The 22872-nt window shown below is 65.5% G+C and carries 23 protein-coding genes and 1 tRNA gene; 17 read left to right on the top strand and 7 right to left on the bottom strand.

What is annotated here, in order from left to right; all coding sequences use genetic code 11:
* The first annotated feature begins 51 nt into the window (after positions 1 to 51).
* From fdnG to A9G05_RS14010, 8 genes are all read left to right on the top strand, one after another.
* Entirely contained in the window at positions 52 to 3126 is a 3075-nt protein-coding gene (gene fdnG, locus A9G05_RS14045) for a formate dehydrogenase-N subunit alpha (RefSeq protein WP_139131158.1), read from the top strand.
* 10 nt (positions 3127 to 3136) lie between these two features.
* Positions 3137 to 4063 carry a formate dehydrogenase subunit beta gene (gene fdxH, locus A9G05_RS14040; RefSeq protein WP_069561568.1) on the top strand — a complete coding sequence of 309 codons (927 nt, stop codon included), beginning with the start codon at positions 3137 to 3139 and terminating at the stop codon, positions 4061 to 4063.
* 75 nt (positions 4064 to 4138) lie between these two features.
* Positions 4139 to 4768 (top strand): formate dehydrogenase subunit gamma, encoded by a 630-nt coding sequence (locus tag A9G05_RS14035; protein WP_069561567.1) that lies wholly within the window; start codon positions 4139 to 4141, stop codon positions 4766 to 4768.
* A 36-nt stretch (positions 4769 to 4804) separates the two neighbouring features.
* Positions 4805 to 5734, top strand: coding sequence for a formate dehydrogenase accessory protein FdhE (gene fdhE, locus A9G05_RS14030; RefSeq protein ID WP_069561566.1), 930 nt, complete (start codon positions 4805 to 4807; stop codon positions 5732 to 5734).
* Positions 5735 to 6294: 560 nt separating this feature from the next.
* Positions 6295 to 7701, top strand: a complete 1407-nt coding sequence (gene selA / locus A9G05_RS14025) for an L-seryl-tRNA(Sec) selenium transferase (protein WP_069561565.1) — start codon at positions 6295 to 6297, stop codon at positions 7699 to 7701.
* Positions 7698 to 9608 carry a selenocysteine-specific translation elongation factor gene (selB, locus tag A9G05_RS14020; RefSeq protein ID WP_069561564.1) on the top strand — a complete coding sequence of 637 codons (1911 nt, stop codon included), beginning with the start codon at positions 7698 to 7700 and terminating at the stop codon, positions 9606 to 9608. Before selA ends, selB begins: the two co-directional genes overlap by 4 nt.
* A 114-nt stretch (positions 9609 to 9722) precedes the next feature.
* On the top strand, positions 9723 to 10154 hold the full coding sequence (locus A9G05_RS14015; RefSeq protein WP_069561563.1) for a hypothetical protein: 432 nt from the start codon (positions 9723 to 9725) through the stop codon (positions 10152 to 10154).
* A 247-nt stretch (positions 10155 to 10401) separates the two neighbouring features.
* Complete coding sequence (locus A9G05_RS14010) at positions 10402 to 10674, top strand: hypothetical protein (RefSeq protein WP_033987446.1); 273 nt, start codon at positions 10402 to 10404, stop codon at positions 10672 to 10674.
* 51 nt (positions 10675 to 10725) lie between these two features.
* On the opposite strand, the gene arsA is transcribed toward A9G05_RS14010, so the two are convergent.
* Both arsA and arsB read right to left on the bottom strand, forming a co-directional pair.
* Positions 10726 to 12480 carry an arsenical pump-driving ATPase gene (gene arsA / locus A9G05_RS14005; RefSeq protein WP_069561562.1) on the bottom strand — a complete coding sequence of 585 codons (1755 nt, stop codon included), beginning with the start codon at positions 12478 to 12480 and terminating at the stop codon, positions 10726 to 10728.
* A gap of 10 nt (positions 12481 to 12490) precedes the next feature.
* Positions 12491 to 13570: an ACR3 family arsenite efflux transporter gene (gene arsB / locus A9G05_RS14000; RefSeq protein WP_170832323.1), complete on the bottom strand. Its 1080-nt coding sequence runs from the start codon at positions 13568 to 13570 to the stop codon at positions 12491 to 12493.
* 110 nt (positions 13571 to 13680) lie between these two features.
* Between arsB and A9G05_RS28310 the strand changes: the two genes are divergently transcribed.
* The 9 genes from A9G05_RS28310 (at position 13681) to A9G05_RS13955 (ending at position 20168) form a co-directional block, all read left to right on the top strand.
* Positions 13681 to 14463 carry a metalloregulator ArsR/SmtB family transcription factor gene (locus A9G05_RS28310; protein WP_069561560.1) on the top strand — a complete coding sequence of 261 codons (783 nt, stop codon included), beginning with the start codon at positions 13681 to 13683 and terminating at the stop codon, positions 14461 to 14463.
* 22 nt (positions 14464 to 14485) lie between these two features.
* Positions 14486 to 14956, top strand: a complete 471-nt coding sequence (locus A9G05_RS13990; protein WP_069561589.1) for an arsenate reductase ArsC — start codon at positions 14486 to 14488, stop codon at positions 14954 to 14956.
* An 18-nt stretch (positions 14957 to 14974) separates the two neighbouring features.
* Positions 14975 to 15685: an arsenical resistance protein ArsH gene (arsH, locus tag A9G05_RS13985; protein ID WP_069561559.1), complete on the top strand. Its 711-nt coding sequence runs from the start codon at positions 14975 to 14977 to the stop codon at positions 15683 to 15685.
* A 19-nt stretch (positions 15686 to 15704) separates the two neighbouring features.
* Complete coding sequence (locus A9G05_RS13980; protein WP_069561558.1) at positions 15705 to 16205, top strand: cyclin-dependent kinase inhibitor 3 family protein; 501 nt, start codon at positions 15705 to 15707, stop codon at positions 16203 to 16205.
* A gap of 23 nt (positions 16206 to 16228) precedes the next feature.
* Entirely contained in the window at positions 16229 to 17233 is a 1005-nt protein-coding gene (locus A9G05_RS13975; protein WP_069561557.1) for an ArsJ-associated glyceraldehyde-3-phosphate dehydrogenase, read from the top strand.
* An 18-nt stretch (positions 17234 to 17251) separates the two neighbouring features.
* Positions 17252 to 18475, top strand: a complete 1224-nt coding sequence (gene arsJ, locus A9G05_RS13970; RefSeq protein WP_069561556.1) for an organoarsenical effux MFS transporter ArsJ — start codon at positions 17252 to 17254, stop codon at positions 18473 to 18475.
* 299 nt (positions 18476 to 18774) lie between these two features.
* Positions 18775 to 18870, top strand: a tRNA-Sec gene (locus A9G05_RS13965).
* A gap of 471 nt (positions 18871 to 19341) precedes the next feature.
* A complete protein-coding gene (locus tag A9G05_RS28130; protein WP_256548402.1) occupies positions 19342 to 19905 on the top strand; it encodes a hypothetical protein in 564 nt (187 codons plus the stop codon).
* Entirely contained in the window at positions 19902 to 20168 is a 267-nt protein-coding gene (locus A9G05_RS13955) for a hypothetical protein (protein ID WP_069561555.1), read from the top strand. Before A9G05_RS28130 ends, A9G05_RS13955 begins: the two co-directional genes overlap by 4 nt.
* Before the next feature lie 86 nt (positions 20169 to 20254).
* Here A9G05_RS13955 and A9G05_RS13950 read toward each other — a convergent pair whose 3' ends face one another.
* The 5 genes from A9G05_RS13950 to A9G05_RS13930 form a co-directional block, all read right to left on the bottom strand.
* The gene (locus tag A9G05_RS13950) at positions 20255 to 20548 is read right to left on the bottom strand and encodes a hypothetical protein (RefSeq protein ID WP_069561554.1); all 294 of its coding nucleotides are present in this window, start codon (positions 20546 to 20548) and stop codon (positions 20255 to 20257) included.
* A 50-nt stretch (positions 20549 to 20598) separates the two neighbouring features.
* Positions 20599 to 21099, bottom strand: coding sequence for a GNAT family N-acetyltransferase (locus A9G05_RS13945; protein ID WP_069561553.1), 501 nt, complete (start codon positions 21097 to 21099; stop codon positions 20599 to 20601).
* Positions 21096 to 21590, bottom strand: coding sequence for a GNAT family N-acetyltransferase (locus A9G05_RS13940; RefSeq protein ID WP_069561552.1), 495 nt, complete (start codon positions 21588 to 21590; stop codon positions 21096 to 21098). Before A9G05_RS13940 ends, A9G05_RS13945 begins: the two co-directional genes overlap by 4 nt.
* Positions 21591 to 21598: 8 nt before the next feature.
* The gene (locus A9G05_RS13935) at positions 21599 to 22159 is read right to left on the bottom strand and encodes a DUF4136 domain-containing protein (protein WP_069561551.1); all 561 of its coding nucleotides are present in this window, start codon (positions 22157 to 22159) and stop codon (positions 21599 to 21601) included.
* Between the two features lie 94 nt (positions 22160 to 22253).
* Positions 22254 to 22853, bottom strand: a complete 600-nt coding sequence (locus A9G05_RS13930) for a DUF4136 domain-containing protein (RefSeq protein WP_069561550.1) — start codon at positions 22851 to 22853, stop codon at positions 22254 to 22256.
* Positions 22854 to 22872 lie beyond the last annotated feature (19 nt).

Below are 22872 nucleotides of genomic sequence, written 5' to 3'. Positions count from 1 at the left end.
CTGAAGAGTCGCCAAAGAGCGACTCCCTTGCCTGATGCAGGAGAACCCACGATGGACATGAACCGTCGACAGTTCTTCAAGGTCTGCGGTGTAGGCCTTGGAGGATCGAGCCTGGCGGCGCTGGGGATGGCACCCCCGGTCGCCTTCGCCGACCAGGTGCGCCATTTCAAACTGGCGCGAACCGTCGAAACCCGCAACACCTGCCCCTACTGCTCGGTCGGCTGCGGCCTGATCATGTACAGCCAGGGCGATGCGTCGAAGAACGTGGCGCAGAACATCATCCACATCGAGGGTGATTCGGATCACCCGGTCAACCGCGGCACCCTCTGCCCGAAAGGCGCCGGCCTGCTGGACTTCATCCACAGCCCCAACCGCCTGAAGTACCCCGAGGTCCGCGAAGCCGGCTCCAGCGAGTGGAAGCGCATCGAATGGGACGAGGCGCTCGACCGCATCGCCCAACTGATGAAAGCGGACCGCGACGCCAACTTCGTAGCCAGGAACGACGCCGGGCAGACGGTCAACCGCTGGCTCACCACCGGGTTCCTCGCCGCGTCGGCGTCAAGCAACGAAGCCGGCTACATCACCCACAAGGTGGTGCGTTCACTGGGCATGCTGGGGTTCGATAACCAGGCACGTGTCTGACATGGCCCGACGGTGGCAGGTCTTGCCCCGACGTTTGGCCGTGGCGCCATGACCAACCACTGGACCGACATCAAGAATGCCGATCTGGTGCTGATCATGGGCGGCAACGCTGCCGAAGCCCACCCCTGTGGCTTCAAATGGGTGACCGAAGCGAAGGCCCACAACAAGGCCCGGCTGATCGTGGTCGACCCGCGTTTCACGCGCTCGGCTTCCGTGGCCGACTACTACGCACCCATCCGTACCGGGACCGACATCGCGTTCCTGGGGGGGCTGATCAACTACCTGATCACCACCAACCAGATCCAGCACGAGTACGTCCGGCACTACACCGATGCATCGTTCATCGTGAACGAAGGCTTCAGCTTCGAAGACGGCCTGTTCAACGGCTACGACGAGGCCAAGCGCGCCTACCCGGACAAGTCCGCCTGGAGCTACGCCAAGGGCGAGGACGGCTACGCCCGCGTCGACCCGACGCTGGAAGACCCGCGCTGCGTGTTCCAGTTGATGAAGAAGCACTACAGCCGCTACACGCCCGAGGTGGTCAGCCGCACCTGCGGCACCCCGCCCGAGCAGTTGCAGAAGGTCTGGAGCCAGATCGCCGAGACCTCCGCGCCCGGCAAGGTCATGACCATCCTCTATGCCCTCGGCTGGACGCAGCACTCGGTGGGCTCGCAGATCATCCGCACCGGCGCCATGGTGCAACTGCTGCTGGGCAACATCGGCATGCCCGGTGGCGGGATGAACGCCCTGCGCGGCCACTCCAACATCCAGGGCCTGACCGACCTGGGGCTGCTCTCCAACTCCCTGCCGGGCTACCTGAGCCTGCCCGCCGACGCCGAGCAGGACTACGCCGCCTACATCGCCAAGCGGGCTGCCAAGCCCGCGCGGCCGGGGCAACTGTCCTACTGGCAGAACTACGGCAAGTTCCACGTCAGCCTGATGAAGGCCTGGTTCGGCAAGTCCGCCACCGCCGAGAACAACTGGTGCTACGACTGGCTGCCCAAGCTCGACGTGCCGGCCTACGACGTGCTGCGCTACTTCGACCTGATGCACCAGGGCAAGGTCAACGGCTACTTCTGCCAGGGCTTCAACCCCATCGCCTCGTTCCCCAACAAGGGCAAGGTGGTGGCCAGCCTGGCCAAGCTGAAGTACCTGGTGGTGATGGACCCGCTGGCCACCGAGACGTCCGAGTTCTGGCGCAATGCCGGCGAGTACAACGACGTCGACACCGCCAGCATCCAGACCACCGTGTTCCGCCTGCCCACCACCTGCTTCGCTGAAGAGGACGGCTCCCTGGTCAACAGCGGGCGCTGGCTGCAGTGGCACTGGAAGGGCGCCGAGCCGCCGGGCCAATGCCGCACCGACATCGCCATCATGGGCGCGCTGTTCCACCGCCTGCGCGCGGCGTATACCCGCGACGGCGGCGCCTTCCCCGACCCCATCCTGGGGCTGGACTGGAACTACCTGCGCCCCGACGAGCCGGGCCCGGACGAGATCGCCCGCGAGTTCAACGGCAAGGCCCTGGCCGACCTCAACGACCCGGCCACGGGCGCCCCGCTGCTCAAGGCCGGCGAGCAACTGCCCGGCTTCGCCCTGCTGCGGGACGACGGCAGCACCGCAAGCGGCTGCTGGATCTTCGCCGGCTGCTGGACCGCCGCCGGCAACCAGATGGCCCGCCGCGACAACGCCGACCCCTACGCCATGGGCCAGACCCTCGGCTGGGCCTGGGCCTGGCCGGCCAACCGGCGCATCCTCTACAACCGCGCCTCGGCCGACCCCTACGGGCACCCCTGGGACCCGAAGAAGAAGCGCCTGGTGTGGTGGAACGGCAAGGCCTGGAGCGGCACCGACGTGCCCGACTACAAGGCCGACGTGCCGCCGGAGCAGGGCATGAACCCGTTCATCATGAACCCCGAGGGCGTCGCGCGATTCTTCGCCCTCGACAAGATGAACGAAGGGCCCTTCCCCGAGCACTACGAGCCGTTCGAGACGCCCATCGGCCGCAACCCGCTGCACCCGGAGAACCGCAAGGTCACCAGCAACCCCGCCGCCCGCCTGTTCCCGGGGGACCGCGAGATGCTCGGCACCGCCGACGAGTTCCCCTATGCGGCGACCACCTACCGCCTCACCGAGCACTTCCACTTCTGGACCAAGCATTGCCGGCTGAACGCCATCGCCCAGCCCGAGCAGTTCGTCGAGATCGGCGAAGCGCTGGCGCGGGAGCTGGGCATCGTTGCCGGCGAGCGGGTCAAGGTGTCGTCCCAGCGGGGCTACATCAAGGCGGTGGCCGTGGTCACCAAGCGCATCCGCCCGCTCGACGTGGACGGCAAGACCGTCCACCAGATCGGCATCCCGCTGCACTGGGGCTTCTCCGGCGTGGCGCGCAACGGCTACCTGACCAACACGCTGACGCCCTTCGTCGGGGATGGAAACACCCAGACGCCGGAGTTCAAGTCGTTCCTGGTCAAGCTGGAAAAGGCATAGGAGCAGCGCCATGGCCTCACAAGACATCATTGCCCGCTCCGCCACCACCACGCCCAGCCCGTCCGTGCGGCAACTGGGCGAGGTGGCCAAGCTGATCGACGTGTCCAAGTGCATCGGCTGCAAGGCCTGCCAGGTCGCCTGTTCCGAATGGAACGACCTGCGCGACGAGGTCGGCCACAACCACGGGGTGTACGACAACCCCATGGACCTGACGGCCGACTCCTGGACGGTCATGCGCTTCACCGAGCACGAGCCCGAGGCGAACAAACTGGAGTGGCTGATCCGCAAGGACGGCTGCATGCACTGCGCCGAACCCGGCTGCCTCGCGGCCTGCCCGAGCCCCGGCGCGATCATCCAGTACGCCAACGGCATCGTCGACTTCAACCAGGACAAGTGCATCGGCTGCGGCTACTGCATCACCGGCTGCCCCTTCAACATCCCGCGCATCTCGCAGAAGGACCACAAGGCGTACAAGTGCACCCTGTGTTCCGACCGCGTGTCCGTCGGGCTGGAACCGGCCTGCGTGAAGACCTGCCCCACCGGGGCCATCGTCTTCGGCACCAAGGACGCCATGAAGGAGCACGCCGCCGAGCGCATCGTCGACCTCAAGTCGCGCGGCTACGACAACGCCGGGCTGTACGACCCGCAGGGCGTCGGCGGCACCCACGTCATGTACGTGCTGCACCATGCCGACCAGCCCGCGCTCTACGCCGGCCTGCCCGAGGCGCCTGCCATCAGCCCGCTGGTCGGGTTGTGGAAGGGCATCACCAAGCCCCTCGGCCTGCTGGCCATGGGCGCGGTGGCGCTGCTCGGCTTCTTCCACTACGTGCGGGTCGGCCCCAACCGCGTGGAAGAGGACGAAACGCCCCCCAGCGAGCCGGCGGTGCACAAGGTCGACCCCTCGGTCCACGAGTTCGACCCCAGGGCGCCGCGTTGACAGACAACCCCCTCGCCCAGCGGGCGAGGGCCGGTCAGGGGTGCAGGGACGCGCCCCCGGGTTACGGAGTACGACATGAACAAAGACATCCAGCGCTACACCGCCTCCGAGCGCAGCAACCACTGGGCGGTGGCCATCCTGTTCTTCCTTGCCGGGCTGTCCGGCCTGGCCCTGTTCCACCCCTCGCTGTTCTGGCTCACCCACCTGTTCGGCGGCGGCCCCTGGACGCGCATCCTGCACCCCTTCCTGGGCGTGGCGATGTGCCTGTTCTTCGCCGTCCTGGCCCTGCGCTTCGCCCACCACAACCGCTGGGAGAAGGGCGACGGCCAATGGCTGCGGCAGGTGAAGGACGTCATCAACAACCGTGAGGACCGCCTCCCCGAAGTCGGCCGCTACAACGCCGGGCAGAAGATCCTCTTCTGGGTCCTGCTGGCCTCCATGATCACCCTGCTGCTCACCGGCATCGTCATCTGGCGCCAGTACTTCAGCCACTTCTTCGGCATCGACCTGATCCGCCTCGCCGCGCTGCTGCACGCCTTCGCCGCCTGGGTGCTGATCCTCAGCATCCTCGTGCACATCTACGCCGGCATCTGGGTCAAAGGCTCCATCGGCGCCATGCTCAACGGCTGGGTCAGCCGGGCCTGGGCGCGCAAGCACCATGGCGCCTGGTTCAAATCCATCGAGAAGGGCGACGGCAAGCACTGACCTCGCCCCCTCCAGCACCTTCACAAGGAGTCCTGCGTGTCAGGCCAATTGCTCGAACCGGAACAGATCGCCGCCGCGGCGAACATCCCGCCCTTCCTCCACCTGCCGCAGCGCGACCTCTTCGCCAGCCGTGCCGAACGCCTGCGCCAGCTCGCCGACGGCCACCCGCTGGCCGCCTACCTGCTGCTGATCGCCGACCTCTGCGAGGCCCAGCAGCGCGTGCTCGACAACCCGCCCGCGCTGCCCGGCCCCGCCCCGGAAGCCGTCGCCCGCAGCCGCGAGCACCGCATGCCGCCGCTGCCCTTCGAAACCCTGGTGCGCGCCGACGGCTGGCTGGCCGCCGTGGATGCCCTGCTGGACCAACTGCCGGCCCCCGGCAACCCCGCCGTCGCCGCCGCCCTCCAGCAACTGCGCCAGGCCGACGCCGGCCAGCGCAAGGCCTGGGGCATCAGCCTGCTCAGCGGCCAGTTCGACCTGCTGCCACCCGCCGTCGTCCCCTTCCTCGGGGGCGCCCTGCAGGTCGCCTTCAGCCACTGGCTGCTGGCACTGCCCGCCGGCAGCGTGCAGGACGGCGAAGCCAAGGTGGTCTGCCCCGCCTGCGGCTCCCCGCCCGTGGCCGGCATGGTCCGCCACCTCGGCCAGCACAACGGCCTGCGCTACCTCAGTTGCTCCCTGTGCAGTTGCGAATGGCACTACGTGCGGGTCAAGTGCAGCCACTGCCAGGAGAGCAAGCGCCTGGCCTACCTCAGCGTCGAACGCGACGACCGCCCGGCCGACAAGGCGCCCCTGCGCGCCGAGACCTGCCCCAACTGCCAGGGCTACCTCAAGCACTGCTACCTGGAGCACGACAGCCACGCCGACGCCCAGGCCGACGACCTCGCCAGCCTCGACCTCGACCTGCGCCTGGCGGAGGAGGGGTATCTGCGACGTGCGCCGAACCTGTTGCTCGCGCCTGGGAGCGAATGAGCACCTAGACTCAGCAACCAACCCCAATGGACTCGGCCGGCCACGGGAGGGCTGGAGAACATGGCTATGTCCGCGTCGCGTGCTGCCAGCAGGTCAGGGAGCCCAGCTCATTACTGCGTGTGCTGCGAGCCCCTGTTTCGCCTTGCCTGGCGAGTTTCTTTTGGCAGTCGTCGGAACGCCGAACCACCCAAAAGAAACCAAAAAGGCTTGCCCCTGCATCCGGGTCCCGCTGCGCGGGACTTCCCTCACTCCATCGGTGCCCCGGGGGGCACGGCGCGACAGGCCATCCATGGCCAGATCGCGCCTCTCGCGGCATCCATGCCGCTCGACCCCCGTTGCACCGACTCCGCTCGGCCTCCTGAAGGGGCGTTATCCCCGCCCCACCTTTTCCGCCCCGCCCGAGTACGGAGCGAGCACCGAAGTGTTTTTGCCCCCACGTCAGGGCGCGTGATGACGATGACGGGACGTGCTCGCAACAGGCTTTACCGCAGCGCAATCCCTCACCAGCCTCGTCACCGAACCCGCACGCGCTAACCCGGACGCCGCTCAAGGAATCCCCCATGTCAGCCCCCCGCCTACCCTCCGTCGACCGCCTGCTGCGCAGCCCCGCCTGCACGCCGCTGCAGCAGCGCTACGGCCGCGAGCCGCTGTTGAAAACCCTGCGCGACCTGCTCGACGAGCTGCGCGAGCCCGCCCGCCAGGGCCAGCTCGCCGCCATCGAACTCAGCGAAGCCGTGCTCGCCGGCCGCGCCGGTGAACGCCTCGCCGCCTGGCACGCCAGCCGCGTGCGCCGGGTGTTCAACCTCACCGGCACCGTGCTGCACACCAACCTCGGCCGCGCCCTGCTGCCCGAGGAGGCCATCGAGGCCATCACCCTCGCCGCGCGCTACCCGCTCAACCTCGAATTCGACCTCGCCAGCGGCAAGCGTGGCGACCGCGACGACCTCATCACCGGCCTCATCCGCGAGCTGACCGGCGCCGAAGCCGTCACCGTGGTCAACAACAACGCCGCAGCCGTGCTGCTCGCCCTCAACAGCCTCGGCGCGCGCAAGGAAGGGGTCATCAGCCGGGGCGAGCTGATCGAGATCGGCGGCGCCTTCCGCATCCCCGACATCATGGCCCGCGCCGGTGTGAAGCTCGTCGAGGTGGGCACCACCAACCGCACCCACGCCAAGGACTACGAGGCCGTCATCAACCCCCGCACCGGCCTGCTCATGCGCGTGCACACCAGCAACTACAGCGTCCAGGGCTTCACCGCCAGCGTCGCCACCCCCGACCTCGCGCGCATCGCCCACGCCCACGGCCTGCCCCTGCTGGAAGACCTCGGCAGCGGCACTCTGGTGGACCTCACCCGCTGGGGCCTGCCCAAGGAGCCCACCGTGCAGGAAGCCCTGCGCGACGGTGCCGACATCGTCACCTTCAGCGGCGACAAGCTCCTCGGCGGCCCCCAGGCCGGGCTCATCCTCGGCAGCAAGGAACTCATCGGCCGCATCAAGAAGAACCCCCTCAAGCGCGCCCTGCGGGTGGACAAGCTCACCCTCGCCGCGCTGGAAGCCGTGCTCGCCCTCTACCGCGACCCCGAGCGCCTCGCCGAACGGCTCACCACCCTGCGCCTGCTCAGCCGCCCGCAGCCCGACATCCTCGCCCAGGCCCAGCGCCTCGCCGCGCCCCTGGCCACCCAGCTCGGCGCCACCTGGCAGGTCAGCGTCGAGCCCGCCCTGGGCATGATCGGCAGCGGCGCCCAGCCCGTCGCCCGCCTGCCCAGCGCCGCCCTCTGCCTGCGCCCGCAGCAGCCCAAGCGCCTGCGTGGCCGCGCCCTGCGGCAACTGGAGGAAAGCCTGCGCACCCTGCCCATCCCGGTGATCGGCCGCCTCGACGACGACGCCCTCTGGCTCGACCTGCGCCAGCTCGACGACGAGCCCGCCTTCCTCGCCCAACTGCCCCACCTCGACGGAGCCCTGCCGTGATCGTCGGAACCGCCGGCCACATCGACCACGGCAAGACCGCTCTGCTCACCGCCCTCACCGGCCAGCAGGGCGACCGCCGGCCCGCCGAGCGCGAGCGCGGCATCACCATCGACCTCGGCTACCTCCACGCCGACCTCGGCGACGGCCAGAGCACCGCCTTCATCGACGTGCCCGGCCACGAACGCTTCGTCCACAACATGCTCGCCGGCGCCTGCGGCATCGACCTGTTGCTGCTGGTGGTGGCCGCCGACGACGGCGTCATGCCGCAAACCCGCGAGCACCTCGCCATCGTCGAACTGCTCGGCATCCGCCGCGCCCTGGTGGCCCTCACCAAGATCGACCGCGTCGAGCCCGCGCGCATCGCCCAGGTCCGCGCCGAAATCGCCGCCCTGCTGGCCCCCGGCCCCTTTGCCGGCGCCCCGGTGTTCCCGGTGGACAGCCTCGGCGGCCAGGGCATCGACGCCCTGCGCCAGGCCCTGCTGGGCGAGTCCCTGCTGGCCGCCACCCGCCGCGACGACGGCTTCTTCCGCCTGCCCATCGACCGTGCCTTCAGCGTCGCCGGCGCCGGCGTGGTCGCCACCGGCACCGCCTTCGCCGGGCAGGTGCGCATTGGCGACGAGCTGGTGCTCAGCCCCTCCGGGCGCCTGCTGCGGGTGCGCGGCCTGCACAGCCGCAACCAGCAGGTGGAGAGCGCCCGCGCCGGCCAGCGGGTCGCCATCAACCTTGCCGGCGAGCGCCTCGCCGTCGACGACCTGCACCGGGGCGACTGGCTGCTGGCGCCGGCCCTCGCCGCGCCCACCACCCGCCTCGACATCGACCTGCACCTGCTGCCCGGCGAGCCCCATCCGCTGGCCCACTGGACGCCCGTGCACGTCCACCTCGGCGCCCAGGACGTCACCGGCCGCGTCGCCCTGCTGCAAGGCAACAGCCTCGCCCCCGGCCAGCAGGCCTTCGCCCAGGTGCTGCTCAATGCTCCCGCCCACGCCGTACATGGCGACCGGCTGGTGCTGCGCGACCAGTCCGCCCAGCGCACCCTCGGCGGCGGCCGCGTCCTCGATCCCTTCGCCCCCGCGCGCAACCGCCGCAGTGCCGAGCGCCTCGCCCAGCTCCAGGCCCTGCGCAGCGACAGCCTGGAGCAGGCGCTGCCGGCCCTGCTCGACGCCACCGACAACGGCCTCTACCCGCAACTGCTCGAACGCCAGTTCAACCGCCCCCGCAGCGGCTGGCAGTTGCCGCCCGGCACCCTGCAGATCGACACCCGCCTCGGCCCCCGGCTGTTCACCCGCGCCCGCTGGCAGGCCCTGGAAAACCGCCTGCTGGACGGCCTCGCGCGCTTCCACGCCGAGCAGCCCGACGAACTCGGCCCCGACCGCGACCGCCTGCGCCGCTATGCCCTGTCGGAACTGGAGCGCCCGGTCTTCATCGCCCTGCTGGAACAGCTCATGGTGCGCGAGGCCGTCCAGGCAAGCGGCCCCTGGCTGCACCTGCCCGGCCACCGCGTACAGCTCAACGACGCCGACGAAGCCCTGCGCCAGCGCATCTGGCCGCTGCTGGAGGCCGGCCGCTACGACCCGCCCTGGGTCCGCGACCTGGCCCGCGAACTGAACGTGGACGAAAGCGCCATGCGCCTGCTGCAACGCAAGCTCGCCCGCCTCGGGCATCTGCACCAGGTGGTGAAAGACCTCTTCTACCCCGACGCCACCCTGCGCGAACTCGCCCAGCACGCCCGCCAGTTGCAGGCCGCCCACGGCACCATCAAGGCCGCCCACTGGCGCGATCGCATCGGCCTCGGCCGCAAGCGCAGCATCCAGTTGCTGGAGCACTTCGACCGCATCGGCTACACCCGCCGCATCGGCGACGAACGCAAGATCCGCGAAGACTCCGCCCTGGCCCTGCTCACCCCCTAGCCCCCGGCGCACCGCGAGCGCCCCGGCCGGCAAGGTCTGTAGGACGCCCCGCGCCGGGCACACTGGCGGCCCGAACGGCGACGACGTCGCCCCGCCCGGTGAAGGAGCCAAAGGATGAACCCCTGGATCGTCGGGGCCGTGGATGCGGCCCTGTTCCTGTTCGGCTGGAGCGCCATCGCCCTCGCTGCCGCCCCTGACGCACAGGCCGCGCTGCTGTTCTCCGCCTGCTGGCTGCTGCCCGTTTCCGTCGCCGTGTGGGCACTGGGCACCCGCCAGGCCCGCGCCATCCTGGCTGGCCGGGGCCGGCTACGCCGCGCGGCGTGGGAGGGGTTCTGCTGGGGCGCCGGGCTTGGGCTGGCCGTCGTACTGCTCCGCAACGCCCCGGATGCCCTGGCGGCAGGGCGCGCGTTGGAGGGGCAGCCGTTGTTCAGTGGGCATACGGCGCGGTTTCTGCTGGATGGCTGGCCGTTCTATCTGGTGACGGGGGTTTTGGGTGGTGGTCATGCGCTGGGTTTTCATGTGCTCAACGCATGGCTGCTGCGGTAGGCAGTAACTCATGACGGCGTTGCTGTTCTTACCGTTAGTTTTGATGTGTTGTTTGTTTTTGGCAGGAGGCTTATGCCTGCTAACGGCCAAAAGCAGCCATTACCTTGACTCCTTCAGAGCTAGGCAAGGCTCTTTCAGACCTGAAACGAATGGTTACATACGTACATTCGAATTTACGCATGTTGTAACCATTCTGAAATTGTTGCCCCAGTAGATTTGTGGCTCCAACCAGTCCACAGGTAAAGCCATGAAGAACCTCACCCTCTCAGCTCTGCTCCTCTCTTCTCTGTTCACCGGCTCCGTTATGGCCAGCGAATTCGATAAGCCTGGTTTTGTTACCGAGGTTGAGGATGGTCGCCTCTGGGTTTTCCGTGAGGACTCCCAGGAGCTGAAAGATTTCAAAGCCTCTGGTGAGCCGGCCAAGCAGTTCACCGATATCGGCTCTGGCCCGAATGGGATGACAGTCAAAGCAGCTGATGAGAAGACCCTCAAGGACTACCTTGAGGTCATCAAGAAGTAAGTGCTATCAAGCAGAAAGGCCCGCGAATGCGGGCCTTTTCATTGGTGCACATTACTTGCTGAGAGCGAGTAATCGCTCAACCCCTAGCGGCTCCTCCGCCGTTAGCGGAATGACTGCATAGCGTTGCGAGTGCTCAGTCGCAACATGCTCAATTTCCCTCAGCTCATTGACCGCTCGCTTATGTAGAAGCGGAGATACAGTCTTTGCGGCTGCTACGCTGTTGTTGACCACCCATGCCCAAGGCTCAATGCCGGCGCGACGCAGATCAGCTTGCAGGCCAGCAGCCTCCAGCACGGGAGTGGTTTCAGCAAGGGTCACCAGCAGCACCTTGGTTTGTTTAGGATCTTGGAGCTGCATCATTGGCGTGGAAAAGCGCATGTTGCTGCCCGACATCTGCCGAGCAATGTCGCGGTGATAAGCCCCGGTAGCATCCAGTAGCAGCAAGGTGTGGCCGGTCGGGGCGGTGTCCATCACCACGAACTTTTTGCCGGCTTCACGGATGATTCGTGAAAAAGCCTGGAATACCGCGATCTCCTCGGTGCAGGGTGAACGCAGATCCTCGGCTAGCAACGCCCGAGCCTGCTCATCCAGACCCGCTCCCTTGGTTTCCATGACGTGATCACGATAGCGTTGTGTCTCCGCATGCGGGTCAATGCGGCTCAGTGTCAGGTGCTCAAGCGTGCCATCCAGTGTCTCGGCAAGGTGCGCAGCTGGATCAGAGGTTGTCAGGTGTACAGGCAACCCACGGCGAGCCAATTCGACAGCAATCGCTGCCGCCAGAGTCGTTTTCCCGACACCACCTTTGCCCATCACCATGATCAAGCCATGACCATTGGCGGCGATATCGTCGATCAGGGAGTTGAGTCGTGGAGCGTTCAAATCAATTGGCGAACTGGCCGGTGCCTGCGCGTCCTCAGCAGAGCCCTCAACCAAAAATTGTCGTAGGGCATCCAATCCCACCAGGTTGAATGCTTTTAACGGCAACAGATCGAGTGGCAATGCTCTCAGCGCTGTCGGCATAGCAGCGACTGCGGCCTGTTCGCGCTTATAGACGGCAGCAGCCAAAGCATCCCTATGTGCCTCACTCTCCGGCAGCACGCCGTTGATCGCCAGGTACTGCTCTTGCAACCCGATGGCCGCCAATTCCTCGCGGGTGCGGGCGGCCTCGCGCAGGGTGGCAGCCTGCGCCCTGGCAACCAGAACCAGGCGAGTTTTGGCAGGATCAGAGAGTGCCTCTACCGCCTCGCGATACTGGTCTCGTTGTTTATCTAAGCCGGCCAGGGGGCCAAGACAGGATGCATCGCCTTGCCCCGCCTCCAGGAACCCACTCCAGGCACCGGGTAGCTGCAGCAACCGAATCGTGTGACCAGTCGGCGCCGTATCGAAAATGATGTGATCAAAGCGAGTCTTCAGTTCTTCGTTGACCAGCAGCGAGGTGAATTCGTCGAAGGCGGCAATCTCGGTGGTGCAGGCACCCGACAACTGCTCCTCCATGCCCTTGACCACATCAGCTGGCATGACGCCTCTCGCCGGGCCGACAATTCGATCTCGATAAGCCTGGGCAGCGCCCTGTGGGTCAATCTCCAAGGCCGCCAGATTTTCAACTGCGGGCACGGCAGTAATGTGATTGCCGATTTCCAGACCGAATACCTGGCCCACATTGGAGGCTGGATCGGTGCTCACCAGCAGCACTCGCTTGCCCTGACGGGTCAACTCCAGGGCTGTTGCGCAGGCAATGGACGTCTTGCCAACCCCGCCCTTACCGGTGAAAAACAGGAAGCGTGGTGCGTTGTCGACAAAGCGCATGCTGACCCCCTTAGCGATTGTTGAGGCTGCTCTCGTACCAGTTGCGAGTGCTGTTGACCATGCGTACCAACCAGAGCATCACAGGCACCTCTATCAGCACCCCGACCACGGTTGCGAGTGCGGCTCCCGAGTTGAAACCGTACAAGACAATCGCCACGGCTACAGCCAGCTCGAAGAAGTTCGAGGCTCCGATCATGGTGGCCGGGCCTGCCACGTCGTGGCGCACTTTCAAGGTATGGCAGAGCCAGTAACCCAGCGCTGCGATAAACAGTGTCTGCACCAGCAGGGGGATCGCAATGATGCCGATGACCAGCGGCTGCTCGACAATCGACTCACCCTGGAAGGAGAACAACAGCACCAGGGTCGCCAGCAGAGCCAGAATGGAGAACGGCGAGATCTTTGCCAGGGCCTTCTGAAAGTGGGCTTCGCCACGCTTCATCAAACGGGCTCGCAGAAACTGGGCAATAGCCAGCGGGATGACGATATACATCACCACCGAGAGCAGCAGGGTGCCCCATGGCACCGGGATCGAGGACACGCCTAGCAGCAACGCCACAATGGGGGCGAAGGCGAACACCATCACCAGGTCGTTGACGGCTACCTGAGTAATGGTGAAGTTGGCATTGCCGTTACACAGGTTGCTCCAGACAAACACCATCGCCGTGCAGGGCGCTGCACCCAACAGGATCAGCCCCGCCATGTAGCTATCCAGCTCCTCGGCAGGCAGCCAGTCCGCAAACAGCACCTTGATGAACAGCCAGCCAATCAGCGCCATGGAAAACGGCTTGATCGCCCAGTTGACGAACAGGGTGACGCCCATACCGGCTTTTTGCTGGCGCACCTCATGCAGCGCCGCGAAGTCGATCTTCATCAGCATCGGAATGATCATCACCCAGATAAGCAGCCCCACTGGGATATTCACCTTCGCTACTTCCAGGGCGCCAACGGCCTGAGCTGCTTGGGGCGCAACCAGGCCCAGCACAGTGCCCGCCACAATGCACAGGAACACCCACAGGGTCAGGTAGCGCTCAAACACCCCCAGCGGGGCCCCAGAGGCCTGCTTCATTGCGACTTCACACGCATTTGTCATCTTTGCTGCCTATCCTCAAACACTTGGCGCGCCGACGTGGCGCATATTCACTTTACTGCATATTCGAAAAATAATATATTTGGCCGTGTGCATCTTTGATAGAGATCAACATGAGCCAAAAAAAGCGCGTCCTGTTCCTCTGCGTTGCGAATTCAGCACGCTCGCAGATGGCTGAAGCCCTGCTACGCCACACCGACTCGGAAAACTTCGAGGTCTACAGTGCAGGTTCTGCCCCCACGGAAGTCGACATCCGAGCACGCGATGCGCTGGAGCATCTTGGTGTTTCCACTGACGGGCTTTATAGCAAGTCCATCGAGCAGGTCGCTGGCGAGCCTTTCGACTATGTGATCACGCTGTGTGACAAGTCTGCCTTGGAGTGCTTGGCACTGCCTGGCGCCGGCGAGTACATCGCTTGGAACTTCGAAGACCCGGTGACCAGCTCGCAGAAAGACGCCTACCGCAAGACCCTGCATGAGATTCACGAACGGATAAAAATGTTCGTGCTGATTAAAAACAGGCCGACTCAAGAGCCCGCTGGCAGCCAACCCATGTCACCAACCGAGGTATTCAAATGCCTGGCCGATGAGACGCGAGCACGAATCGCTTTGCTGGTGACCCTGGAGCAGGAACTGTGTGTCTGCGAACTGACCTCGGCACTAGATGAGGCGCAACCGAAGATCTCCCGACATCTGGCCCTGCTGCGAGGCTGCGGTCTTCTGGAAGATCGCCGCAATGGCCAGTGGGTGTACTACCGCTTGCACCCGCAGTTGTCGGGATGGGTGACCGATATTCTGAAGCAGACCCTGGACAACAATGCCGAGTGGTTGCGCCAGGACGTACAGCGTCTCTGGCAAATGCGTGATCGTCCTGGTCGCAATCCCGCCTGCGATTGAATGCCTGGCACTGGGGATGACCATGAAAGTTCTCTTTCTCTGCACCGCCAATAGCTGCCGCAGCATCCTGTCGGAGGCCATCTTCAACGCGCTGGCACCGAAGGGCATGCGGGCCTTTAGCGCGGGCAGCCACCCTAAGGGAGAAGTAAATCCATTGGCTTTGAAGGCACTGCTTGATGCTGGCTTCGATGTTGAGGGGCTGAGTAGCAAATCAACCGATGTCTATCAGTCTCTAGCCCCTGACATCGTCATTACCGTTTGCGACAAGGCCGCCGGAGAAGCCTGCCCTGTGTTCTTTGGCCCGTCGATACGTTGCCATTGGGGGCTGAGTGACCCATCCGAAGTAAACGGTTCTGAGGCAGACATCACCGCTGCGTTTGCAGCCACCATCCAACAGATCCAGAAGCGGGTGAACGCATTTATCGCGCAGCCCTTCGCACAACTCGATAGCGATGCGCTCAAAGTCGAGTTGAACAGAATCGGCTCGCTGTAGCCCAAGAGGTACAAGCCCATGATCGACAACCTGCCCAACGTCGCCGAGGAGCTGTTTGATCGCTCTATCCCGGAAAACCTGGGCCTCGCCGAGGACGAGCACAAACCGCGCATCCTGCTGCTCTATGGCTCCAATCGTGAACGCTCCTACAGTCGGCTGCTGACTCAGGAGGCGGCACGTTTGCTGGAGGCCTTTGGCGCGGAAACCCGAATCTTCGATCCGTCCGGCCTGCCCATGCCGGACGATGCCGACAGCAGCCACCCCAAGGTCAAGGAACTTCTCGACCTGGTGCTCTGGTCGGAGGGTCAGGTCTGGTGCTCCCCCGAACGGCACGGCGCCATGACCGGGGTGTTCAAGTCGCAGATCGACTGGATACCGCTGTCCATGGGTGCCATCCGCCCGAGTCAGGGCAAGACCCTGGCCGTGATGCAGGTCTGTGGCGGCTCGCAATCCTTCAATGCGGTTAACCAGATGCGTGTGCTGGGGCGCTGGATGCGCATGTTCACCATCCCCAACCAGTCTTCAGTAGCCAAGGCCTACCTCGAATTCGACGAGGCCGGGCGCATGAAGCCCTCCAGCTATTACGACCGCGTGGTGGACGTCATGGAGGAACTGGTCAAGTTCACTCTGCTGCTGCGCGGGCGTAGCGACTATCTGGTCGACCGCTACTCGGAACGTAAAGAGTCCGCCGAAGAACTTTCCAAGCGCGTCAACCAGCGCGCTATCTGACTGCCAGGAATCACGCTCGATGAATCATCCCTACGACCTGCTCAGCATCCCCGGCATCAAGGGCAAGCTGATCCTCACACCCTGCCCCGGCACCAAGAACAGCAGCCTTGCCGATTCGCTGACCACGCTCAAACAGGCCGGCGCCTCTGCCGTGATCAGCCTGATGCCGGCGAGCGAACTGGCAGCCAACGGGGCCGAGGACATCGGCAAGCAATGCCAAGCGCAGGACATGGCCTGGTTCCACCTGCCGGTCGCGGATGAGCAAGTGCCGCTTGAGAATTTCGGCAAGGGCTGGAAAGCCTCCAAACAAAACATCCTTGAATTGCTCAACGCCGGCCAGGACATCGCCATCCACTGCAAGGGCGGTTCGGGCCGCACCGGGCTGATTGCTGCGCGAATCATGATCGAGGCCGGCATTCCCCGCGCCGACGCCATTGCCCTGGTGCAGGCCCTGCGGCCCAAGGCCATTCAACACCCGGCGCATCTCAACTGGATCTCCCAGTTCGGTGCCTCCCACTAACTCCGGCAGCTGAGTCGAAGAAAATGGCTATCAAAATTGGTATCAACGGTTTCGGTCGCATCGGTCGCTTAGCGCTGCGCGCCTCCTGGGACTGGCCCGAGTTCGAATTCGTCCGCATCAACGATCCGGCTGGTGATGCCGCCACCCATGCGCACCTACTCAACTTCGACTCGGTGCATGGTCGTTGGCACCACGAAGCCAGTAGTGACGGCGATTGCGTGGTGATCGGCGGCAAGCGCATCCAGGTCACCGCCAACAAGGCGATTGCCGACACCGACTGGTCGAACTGCGATCTGGTGATCGAAGCCAGCGGCAAGATGAAGACCGTGGCGGTATTGCAGGCCTACCTGGATCAGGGCGTGAAGCGCGTGGTGGTCTGTGCGCCCGTGAAGGAGAAAGGAGCACTGAACGTGGTGATGGGCGTCAACCAGCAGCTGTTCAATCCCGCCGAGCACCGCATCGTTACAGCTGCCTCCTGTACCACCAACTGCCTGGCTCCAGTGGTCAAGGTGATCCACGAGAGCCTCGGCATCCGCCATGGCTCGATCACCACCATCCATGACTTGACCAACACCCAGAGCATCCTCGACACCCCGCATAAAGATCTGCGCCGTGCCCGCGCCTCGGGTATGAGCCTGATCCCGACCACCACCGGCTCGGCTACCGCCATTGCCGAGATTTTCCCCGAGCTGCGCGGCAAGCTGAATGGCCATGCCGTGCGGGTGCCGTTGGCCAACGCCTCGCTGACCGACTGCGTGTTCGAAGTCGAGCGTGCGACCACGGTAGAGGAAGTCAATCAGTTACTGAAGGCGGCTGCCGCCAGCCAACTGAAAGGCATCCTCGGCTACGAGGAACGCCCGTTGGTCTCCATCGATTACCGCACCGACCCGCGTTCCTCGATCATCGATGCGCTGTCGACCATGGTCGTCAATGGCACCCAGGTGAAGCTGTACGCTTGGTACGACAACGAATGGGGCTATGCCAACCGCACCGTGGAGCTGGCCAAGCTGGTCGGCCTGGCCGTTTAACCGAGTAGGGATGCAAGCATGAAGGCGTTGTCAGCCCTAGCCCCGGAGGTCAAACAGTACCTGCTGGTGACCGGCAACTACTGGGCATTCACCCTCACCGATGGCGCCTTGCGCATGTTGGTGGTGTTGCACTTCCACAGCCTGGGCTACAGCCCCTTGCAGATTGCCGCGCTGTTTTTGTTCTACGAGATCTTCGGCGTGGTCACCAACCTGGTGGGCGGCTACCTCGGCGCCAGGCTGGGCCTCAATCGCACCATGAACATCGGCCTGGCCATGCAGGTGGTCGCTCTGCTGATGCTCACCGTGCCTGCCGCCTGGCTGACCGTGCCCTGGGTGATGGGCGCGCAGGCGCTGTCGGGGATCGCCAAAGACCTCAACAAGATGTCGGCCAAGAGCTCCATCAAGCTCCTGGTGCCCGATGCCCAGCAGGGCACACTGTACAAGTGGGTGGCGATCCTCACCGGCTCGAAGAATGCGCTCAAGGGCGTGGGCTTCTTCCTCGGCGGCGCCCTGCTGGCCGTGCTCGGTTTTGCCGGCGCGGTACTGGTCATGGCTGGGGTGCTGGCGGTGATCTGGATCGCCAGCCTATTCCTGCTGAAGAAGGATCTGGGCAAGGCCAAAGCCAAACCAAAGTTCAAGGACATCCTGTCCAAGAGCCGGGCGATCAACATCCTCTCAGCCGCGCGCCTGTTCCTCTTTGGCGCCCGCGACGTCTGGTTCGTGGTCGCCCTGCCGGTTTACCTGAGCACGGTGTTCGGCTGGGACTTCTGGATGGTCGGCGGCTTCCTGGCCAGTTGGATCATCGGCTACGGCATCGTGCAGTCCTTCGCTCCAGCCCTCACCGGCAAGCGCAACGGGCATGTACCCGATGGCCGCGCGGCGTTTCTCTGGGCTGCTCTGCTGGCCGGTATTCCCGTTGCCATTGCGGTGGGCCTGGATAGCGACTTGTCCAAGCAGGCGGTACTGGTGGGCGGGCTGCTGATCTTCGGTGCCGTCTTTGCCATCAACTCGTCGCTGCACAGCTACCTGATCGTCAGCTACGCCAAGGAAGACGGCGTGTCGCTGGATGTCGGCTTTTACTACATGTCCAACGCGCTGGGCCGGCTGGTCGGCACACTGTTGTCCGGCTGGGTCTTCCAGCAATACGGGCTGCAAGCCTGCCTGTGGGTCTCCAGCGGCTTTGTCGTCCTGACTGCACTGATCTCCATAAGCCTGCCAAGACATCAGCAGCCGGCGACCTAAGCCAACAGGCCAGTTACTCCGTTGGCGGACGAGGCTGCGCTTGCAGTTGCGTGGCGAAGCCTGATCGTTGATGTCCGCTATTGGCCGACACCAGCCCGATGCTACTGGCGACTCCCAGCCAAAAGCGGGCATTCCAGGCCGAGTGCAGGCGGTTGGAAAACCAAGATGCTCATGCGATATGCTCGCCGCGCTCTAGGGCATAGGCGGACGCGCTAGCGGTCGTCGAACTATCGACGCTTCGTAGACACTCCACGTGAGGTTGGCAACGGAGCTGACGCGAAGGCCCTACAGCTCAACAAGGAAGGCAATCACGCCCGGTGGCGTGGCCGGGCTTCAAACCCGGTGGGGGACGGCAGCCGTTCCTGGGTGGGTTCGACTCCCACTGCCTTCCGCCACGTTCCCTCCCTTCTTCACTGTCCTGACCGGATGCAATGCGCGGATGTCCGACCAGAAGAGTTCTTCCGGGAACATCTGCGAGCCGTTGTATTGGAAGGTGAGGAAGTGCGGGGCGTCGTAGACGCCCTCCATCGCCATCACCACACCGACGATATGCACGCAGGTGAAGGTGGGCTCCGGGACGTCGGGCCAGTTCAGTTCTATCCAGGCGGTGCGGCCCATCAGTGCGCAGGCGGCGTCGAAGGTGAAGTCGGCCATGCTCAATCTCCTTTCAAGCGGGACGCCGCCGAACATATCCACAACGCAGGGCTGATCTTTCTTGCAGGCAGCCCCAACCCTTCCAGTTCCTGGCAGGTTCCTTCAGTATTCGTGGGTTTCGATGCGGCGCTCTGACAAATCGGTTGTCGGGCGCGTTCACCATACGGGCAAATAACTTGAAGGTCAAATGGTTTGTCTAGATAGGGTTCAGGATGATTGAGGATCGGCTTCGGTTTCTGGTGCGCCATCTCGGCGCGACCCGCCTGGCAGGTGTGACGGCAATTGAACGCAGACGCTGGCAGACCGTTGCGACCAACTACGCTGTAAAAGCCCGCGTAGAGGACCTTGAGGCGCTGATCCAGGCGTTTCCGCAATACGATCTCTGGCTGTGGCGCGGGCAGGCCGATCCGGAAAACGGTCAGCTCGCCCCCGATACCGAGAACACGCCTGGCACTCAGGTCCCTCCCTTTTCGCCTGATCCGCAGAGTCCGAATTACGGATATAGTCCACATTCATGCGATTCCATGGCGGAAGGTGTGACTGATCGAGCGCTTCATCTGCTTGAGCTAACCAGCTTGAAAGACCTCGCCGAGGTCAACAGCAAGGAATACGTGCGCTGGCAGAGCATCAAGCGCGGCAAGGCACGTTTCGGCGCAGATGAGCTGGAGAAATTGGGGCGGTTTTATCCACAGTTCCGCTGGTGGCTGCTGACCGGGGAGGTGCTGCCCGAGGCCGGCCAGACCCGCCCCATCGACGTCCCCCCGCCGGACGCATGAGCCGCCTTACCCACCTGATCGAAGCCGCCCGTGGCGACCTGCCGCCCTGGGTGTCGACACCGGCTGAGCGCTGGGACGCCATCGCGAGCGAGTGCGGGCCGGATGAGGTGCTGGAGATCGAGCAGCGCCTCTACGCCTTGCGCTTGGAACTGGATGCGGTGGAGGACTGGGACGGCGACACCCGGGACGATATCCACAAGGCCATCGAACAGTTCCGCCGTCTGCTGCAGTTGGCTGGGGATAAGGCTAGGTGTCAGCGCTGATTTTCCAGCTCTGCGGGTGGCACCCGCAGCACTCGCTGATCGGCAAGGCGCCTAGGAGCATCGCGAGCAGCAAGCCGCTTCCGGCCTTACGACGCGCCCACCATCCCAACCAGACGCGCCAGCACCATCAGCACCAAAGCCCCCGCAAACAGCCCAAGGCTGGGCGCGGGCAACCGCTGGCCATCCCGCAGGCTTTGCAGAAGCCGGCCACGCACGACTTGCGGGGCGAGGGCGAGCCCGGCGAACAGGCTGAACATGGCAGCGGTTTCGAGCAGGGCCTGTGGGTTGAAGGGCTGGGTGAGCAGCAGGCTGAGCGGCATCAGCAGCACGATCAGTGCGGTGCCGCGTTGGCGGGCAGTGAGGGTGGTCCATTCGAGCATGGTGGGTCCGTCCAGAAAATATTCGGCGCAGTTTATCGAAGGCTCCGCCCTCAGCCAACAACCCGCCGCATGGCCACGCGCCCGTTGAGGCCGGCTTCACGCTCGGCGGTAAGGTGCGCGGCGAGGGCGCTGTCGCAGGCGGCTTCGGCCAGTACCTGGAAGCCCGCGCGTTCGTAGAAGGGGCGGTTCCAGGGCACGTCAGCGAAGGTGGTGAGGGTGAGGCAGGGCAACCCTTCGGCGCGGGCGCGCTCGGCGGCGGCTTCCAGCAGGGCGCGGCCGTGGCCCTGGCCGCCGTGGTCGGGGTGCACGCTGACTTCGGCGATGTGCAGCCCCTGGCCTTCACGCTCGGCCAGCAGGAAGCCGACGGCGTGCCCGGCGTGTTCCACCACCCACAGCAATCCGGCGTCGAGCCCGCGCTGGAGCACGTCGCGCGGCAGCGTGTGGCCGCGCAGGTGCGTGGGCAGGTGGGTGGTGCTGAAGCGTTCGGCGGCGAGCCGTTCGATGTCGCCCAGGGCGGGCAGGTCGGCGGGGCGGGCGAGGCGAAGGGTCATGGAGCGCTCTCTTCCAGGGGTTTCTCCATCTGCACCAGGGCCACGCGCTGGCCGCCTGGTGCTTGGCGCTCGACGATGGCGCGGGGCTGGTAGCCGAGGCGGGTGTAGAGCAGCAGGCCGCCGGTGTTGGCGTTGAAGCAGGAGATTTTCATGAGCTTGGCGTCGTAGCCGGCGCGGGCCTGCTGTTCCATCACGCCGATGAGGTACTGCGCCACGCCCTGGCCACGGGCCCAGTCGGCCACGAGCAGGTTGCCGAGGGCGCAGTAGGCGCCTGGTTCCCATTGGTAGAAGTTGGCGAAGCCGGCGATGCGCCCGTCCAGCAGGGCGACGGTGCTGCCCTGGCGCTGGGCGATGGCGTCGGCCAGTTGCTCGACGCTGAAGGGCCAGGTGGCGCGGGGGTAGGCGAAGAAGAGTTCGTCGGCATCGCGGGGGAAGCGGACGACCTCGGCGAGGTCATCCGCGCCCACGGGGCGGTGGCTGAGTGCGGGCATCGAGGGGCTCATCGGGGCGGGTAGTGGTCGAGGATGCGGCCGATGGTGTCGCGGATGGCGGCTTCGCGCTCGGCGGGGCTGGGCGGGGTGGCAGGGAGGATCTGGGCGGCGCTGCCGCGCCAGACGAGCTTGCCGTCCTTGCTGTCGTAGAGGTCCACCTGCAGGGTGCCGACCTGGTAGTCGTAGGTGCGGGTTTCGGTCAGGCCGGGGCCGCCCCAGTAGTTGCCCCAGCTACCGCCCCAGTAGCCGCCGTAGTTGGTGCTGACCTGCTGCTGGCGGTCGTCGACGATCAGCCAGCTTTGCACCAAGAGGTCGGCGCGGGCGCCGGGTGCGGCGGGGCGCAGGCCGCGCTGGTCGAGCTGCTGGGTGAGGGCGTCGCGCAGGCGCTGTTCGGTGAGGTCGCTCTTCAGGCGCGGGTCGTCGGGGCGGTACTGCAGGGCGGGCTCTTTCCAGGCCCAACTGCGGTAGGCGCCGAAGTCGCGGGTGCGGTCGTAGTCGCGGTCGATCTCCACGCTCTGGCAGGCGGCCAGCAGCAGGACGGAGGCGAGCAGGAACAGGCGGCGGATCATGGTGGGTCTCCTGGGCCGGGGGGCCTATCCAATCCCATGCCGGGGTGGCCGGCAAGGGTCTGGGTCAAGGTTTTGCACGTTGTCGGGGGGCGCTTCAGCGCGGCGGGTACTCGCCGAGGGCTTCGGCGGTGGCCTCGCGCAGGGCCTGGTTGCGGTCGCTGCGCTCGCCGCTGGCGTCGGTTTCGGCGCTGCCGGTCCACACCACCTGGCCGTCGCGGGCGTCGCGCAGCTCCAGGTAGACCACCGCCACCTGCACCTCGTAGGTGCGCACCAGCGGGGCGCTGGCCCAGCCGCCGTAGCGGTCGCCCCAGGGGTCGTTGCCGTAGTAGACGCCGCTGCGGTCTTCGTATTGGCGCAGGCGTTTCTCGAAGCGCAGGCTGGCGCTCACCCGCAGGTCGGCGCCGGCCGGGTCGTGGGCCTGGCGCAGGCCGCGCTGGTCGAGCCCGGCATTGACGATCTCGGCCATCTGCTCGGGGGTGACCCAGGTGTTGCCGGCGGGCAGGCGGCCGTCCTGCCAACTCCAACTGCGGTAGCGGCCGAAGTCGCGCGGGGCGGCGGGGTAGGCGCTGCGGTCGAAGTGGGTGGCGGCGCCGGGCGGGGCCGGCGGCATGGGCAGGGACTGGGCCTGGTAGGGGTTGGGGCTCTGGCAGGCGCTGAGCACCAGCAGGCTGGCGATGAGGGTGGCGCGGTGCATGGTGGCCTCCGTCGAGGCG

The organism is Pseudomonas sp. ENNP23 (assembly GCF_001728945.1).
Lineage (GTDB): Bacteria > Pseudomonadota > Gammaproteobacteria > Pseudomonadales > Pseudomonadaceae > Metapseudomonas > Metapseudomonas otitidis.
The sequence above is the reverse complement of the archived record's forward strand: the minus strand, read 5'-3'. Positions and strand labels throughout refer to the sequence as shown.

Bases quoted from the DNA above. Each gene is read 5' to 3' on its own strand.
- fdxH (WP_069561568.1), top strand. From the start codon at position 3,137: ATGGCCTCACAAGACATCATTGCCCGCTCCGCCACCACCACGCCCAGC.
- A9G05_RS14035 (WP_069561567.1), top strand. From the start codon at position 4,139: ATGAACAAAGACATCCAGCGCTACACCGCCTCCGAGCGCAGCAACCAC.
- selA (WP_069561565.1), top strand. From the start codon at position 6,295: ATGTCAGCCCCCCGCCTACCCTCCGTCGACCGCCTGCTGCGCAGCCCC.
- A9G05_RS14015 (WP_069561563.1), top strand. From the start codon at position 9,723: ATGAACCCCTGGATCGTCGGGGCCGTGGATGCGGCCCTGTTCCTGTTC.
- A9G05_RS14010 (WP_033987446.1), top strand. From the start codon at position 10,402: ATGAAGAACCTCACCCTCTCAGCTCTGCTCCTCTCTTCTCTGTTCACC.
- arsA (WP_069561562.1), bottom strand. From the start codon at position 12,480: ATGCGCTTTGTCGACAACGCACCACGCTTCCTGTTTTTCACCGGTAAG.
- arsB (WP_170832323.1), bottom strand. From the start codon at position 13,570: ATGACAAATGCGTGTGAAGTCGCAATGAAGCAGGCCTCTGGGGCCCCG.
- A9G05_RS28310 (WP_069561560.1), top strand. From the start codon at position 13,681: ATGAGCCAAAAAAAGCGCGTCCTGTTCCTCTGCGTTGCGAATTCAGCA.
- A9G05_RS13990 (WP_069561589.1), top strand. From the start codon at position 14,486: ATGAAAGTTCTCTTTCTCTGCACCGCCAATAGCTGCCGCAGCATCCTG.
- arsH (WP_069561559.1), top strand. From the start codon at position 14,975: ATGATCGACAACCTGCCCAACGTCGCCGAGGAGCTGTTTGATCGCTCT.
- A9G05_RS13980 (WP_069561558.1), top strand. From the start codon at position 15,705: ATGAATCATCCCTACGACCTGCTCAGCATCCCCGGCATCAAGGGCAAG.
- A9G05_RS13975 (WP_069561557.1), top strand. From the start codon at position 16,229: ATGGCTATCAAAATTGGTATCAACGGTTTCGGTCGCATCGGTCGCTTA.
- arsJ (WP_069561556.1), top strand. From the start codon at position 17,252: ATGAAGGCGTTGTCAGCCCTAGCCCCGGAGGTCAAACAGTACCTGCTG.
- A9G05_RS28130 (WP_256548402.1), top strand. From the start codon at position 19,342: ATGATTGAGGATCGGCTTCGGTTTCTGGTGCGCCATCTCGGCGCGACC.
- A9G05_RS13955 (WP_069561555.1), top strand. From the start codon at position 19,902: ATGAGCCGCCTTACCCACCTGATCGAAGCCGCCCGTGGCGACCTGCCG.
- A9G05_RS13950 (WP_069561554.1), bottom strand. From the start codon at position 20,548: ATGCTCGAATGGACCACCCTCACTGCCCGCCAACGCGGCACCGCACTG.
- A9G05_RS13945 (WP_069561553.1), bottom strand. From the start codon at position 21,099: ATGACCCTTCGCCTCGCCCGCCCCGCCGACCTGCCCGCCCTGGGCGAC.
- A9G05_RS13940 (WP_069561552.1), bottom strand. From the start codon at position 21,590: ATGCCCGCACTCAGCCACCGCCCCGTGGGCGCGGATGACCTCGCCGAG.
- A9G05_RS13935 (WP_069561551.1), bottom strand. From the start codon at position 22,159: ATGATCCGCCGCCTGTTCCTGCTCGCCTCCGTCCTGCTGCTGGCCGCC.
- A9G05_RS13930 (WP_069561550.1), bottom strand. From the start codon at position 22,853: ATGCACCGCGCCACCCTCATCGCCAGCCTGCTGGTGCTCAGCGCCTGC.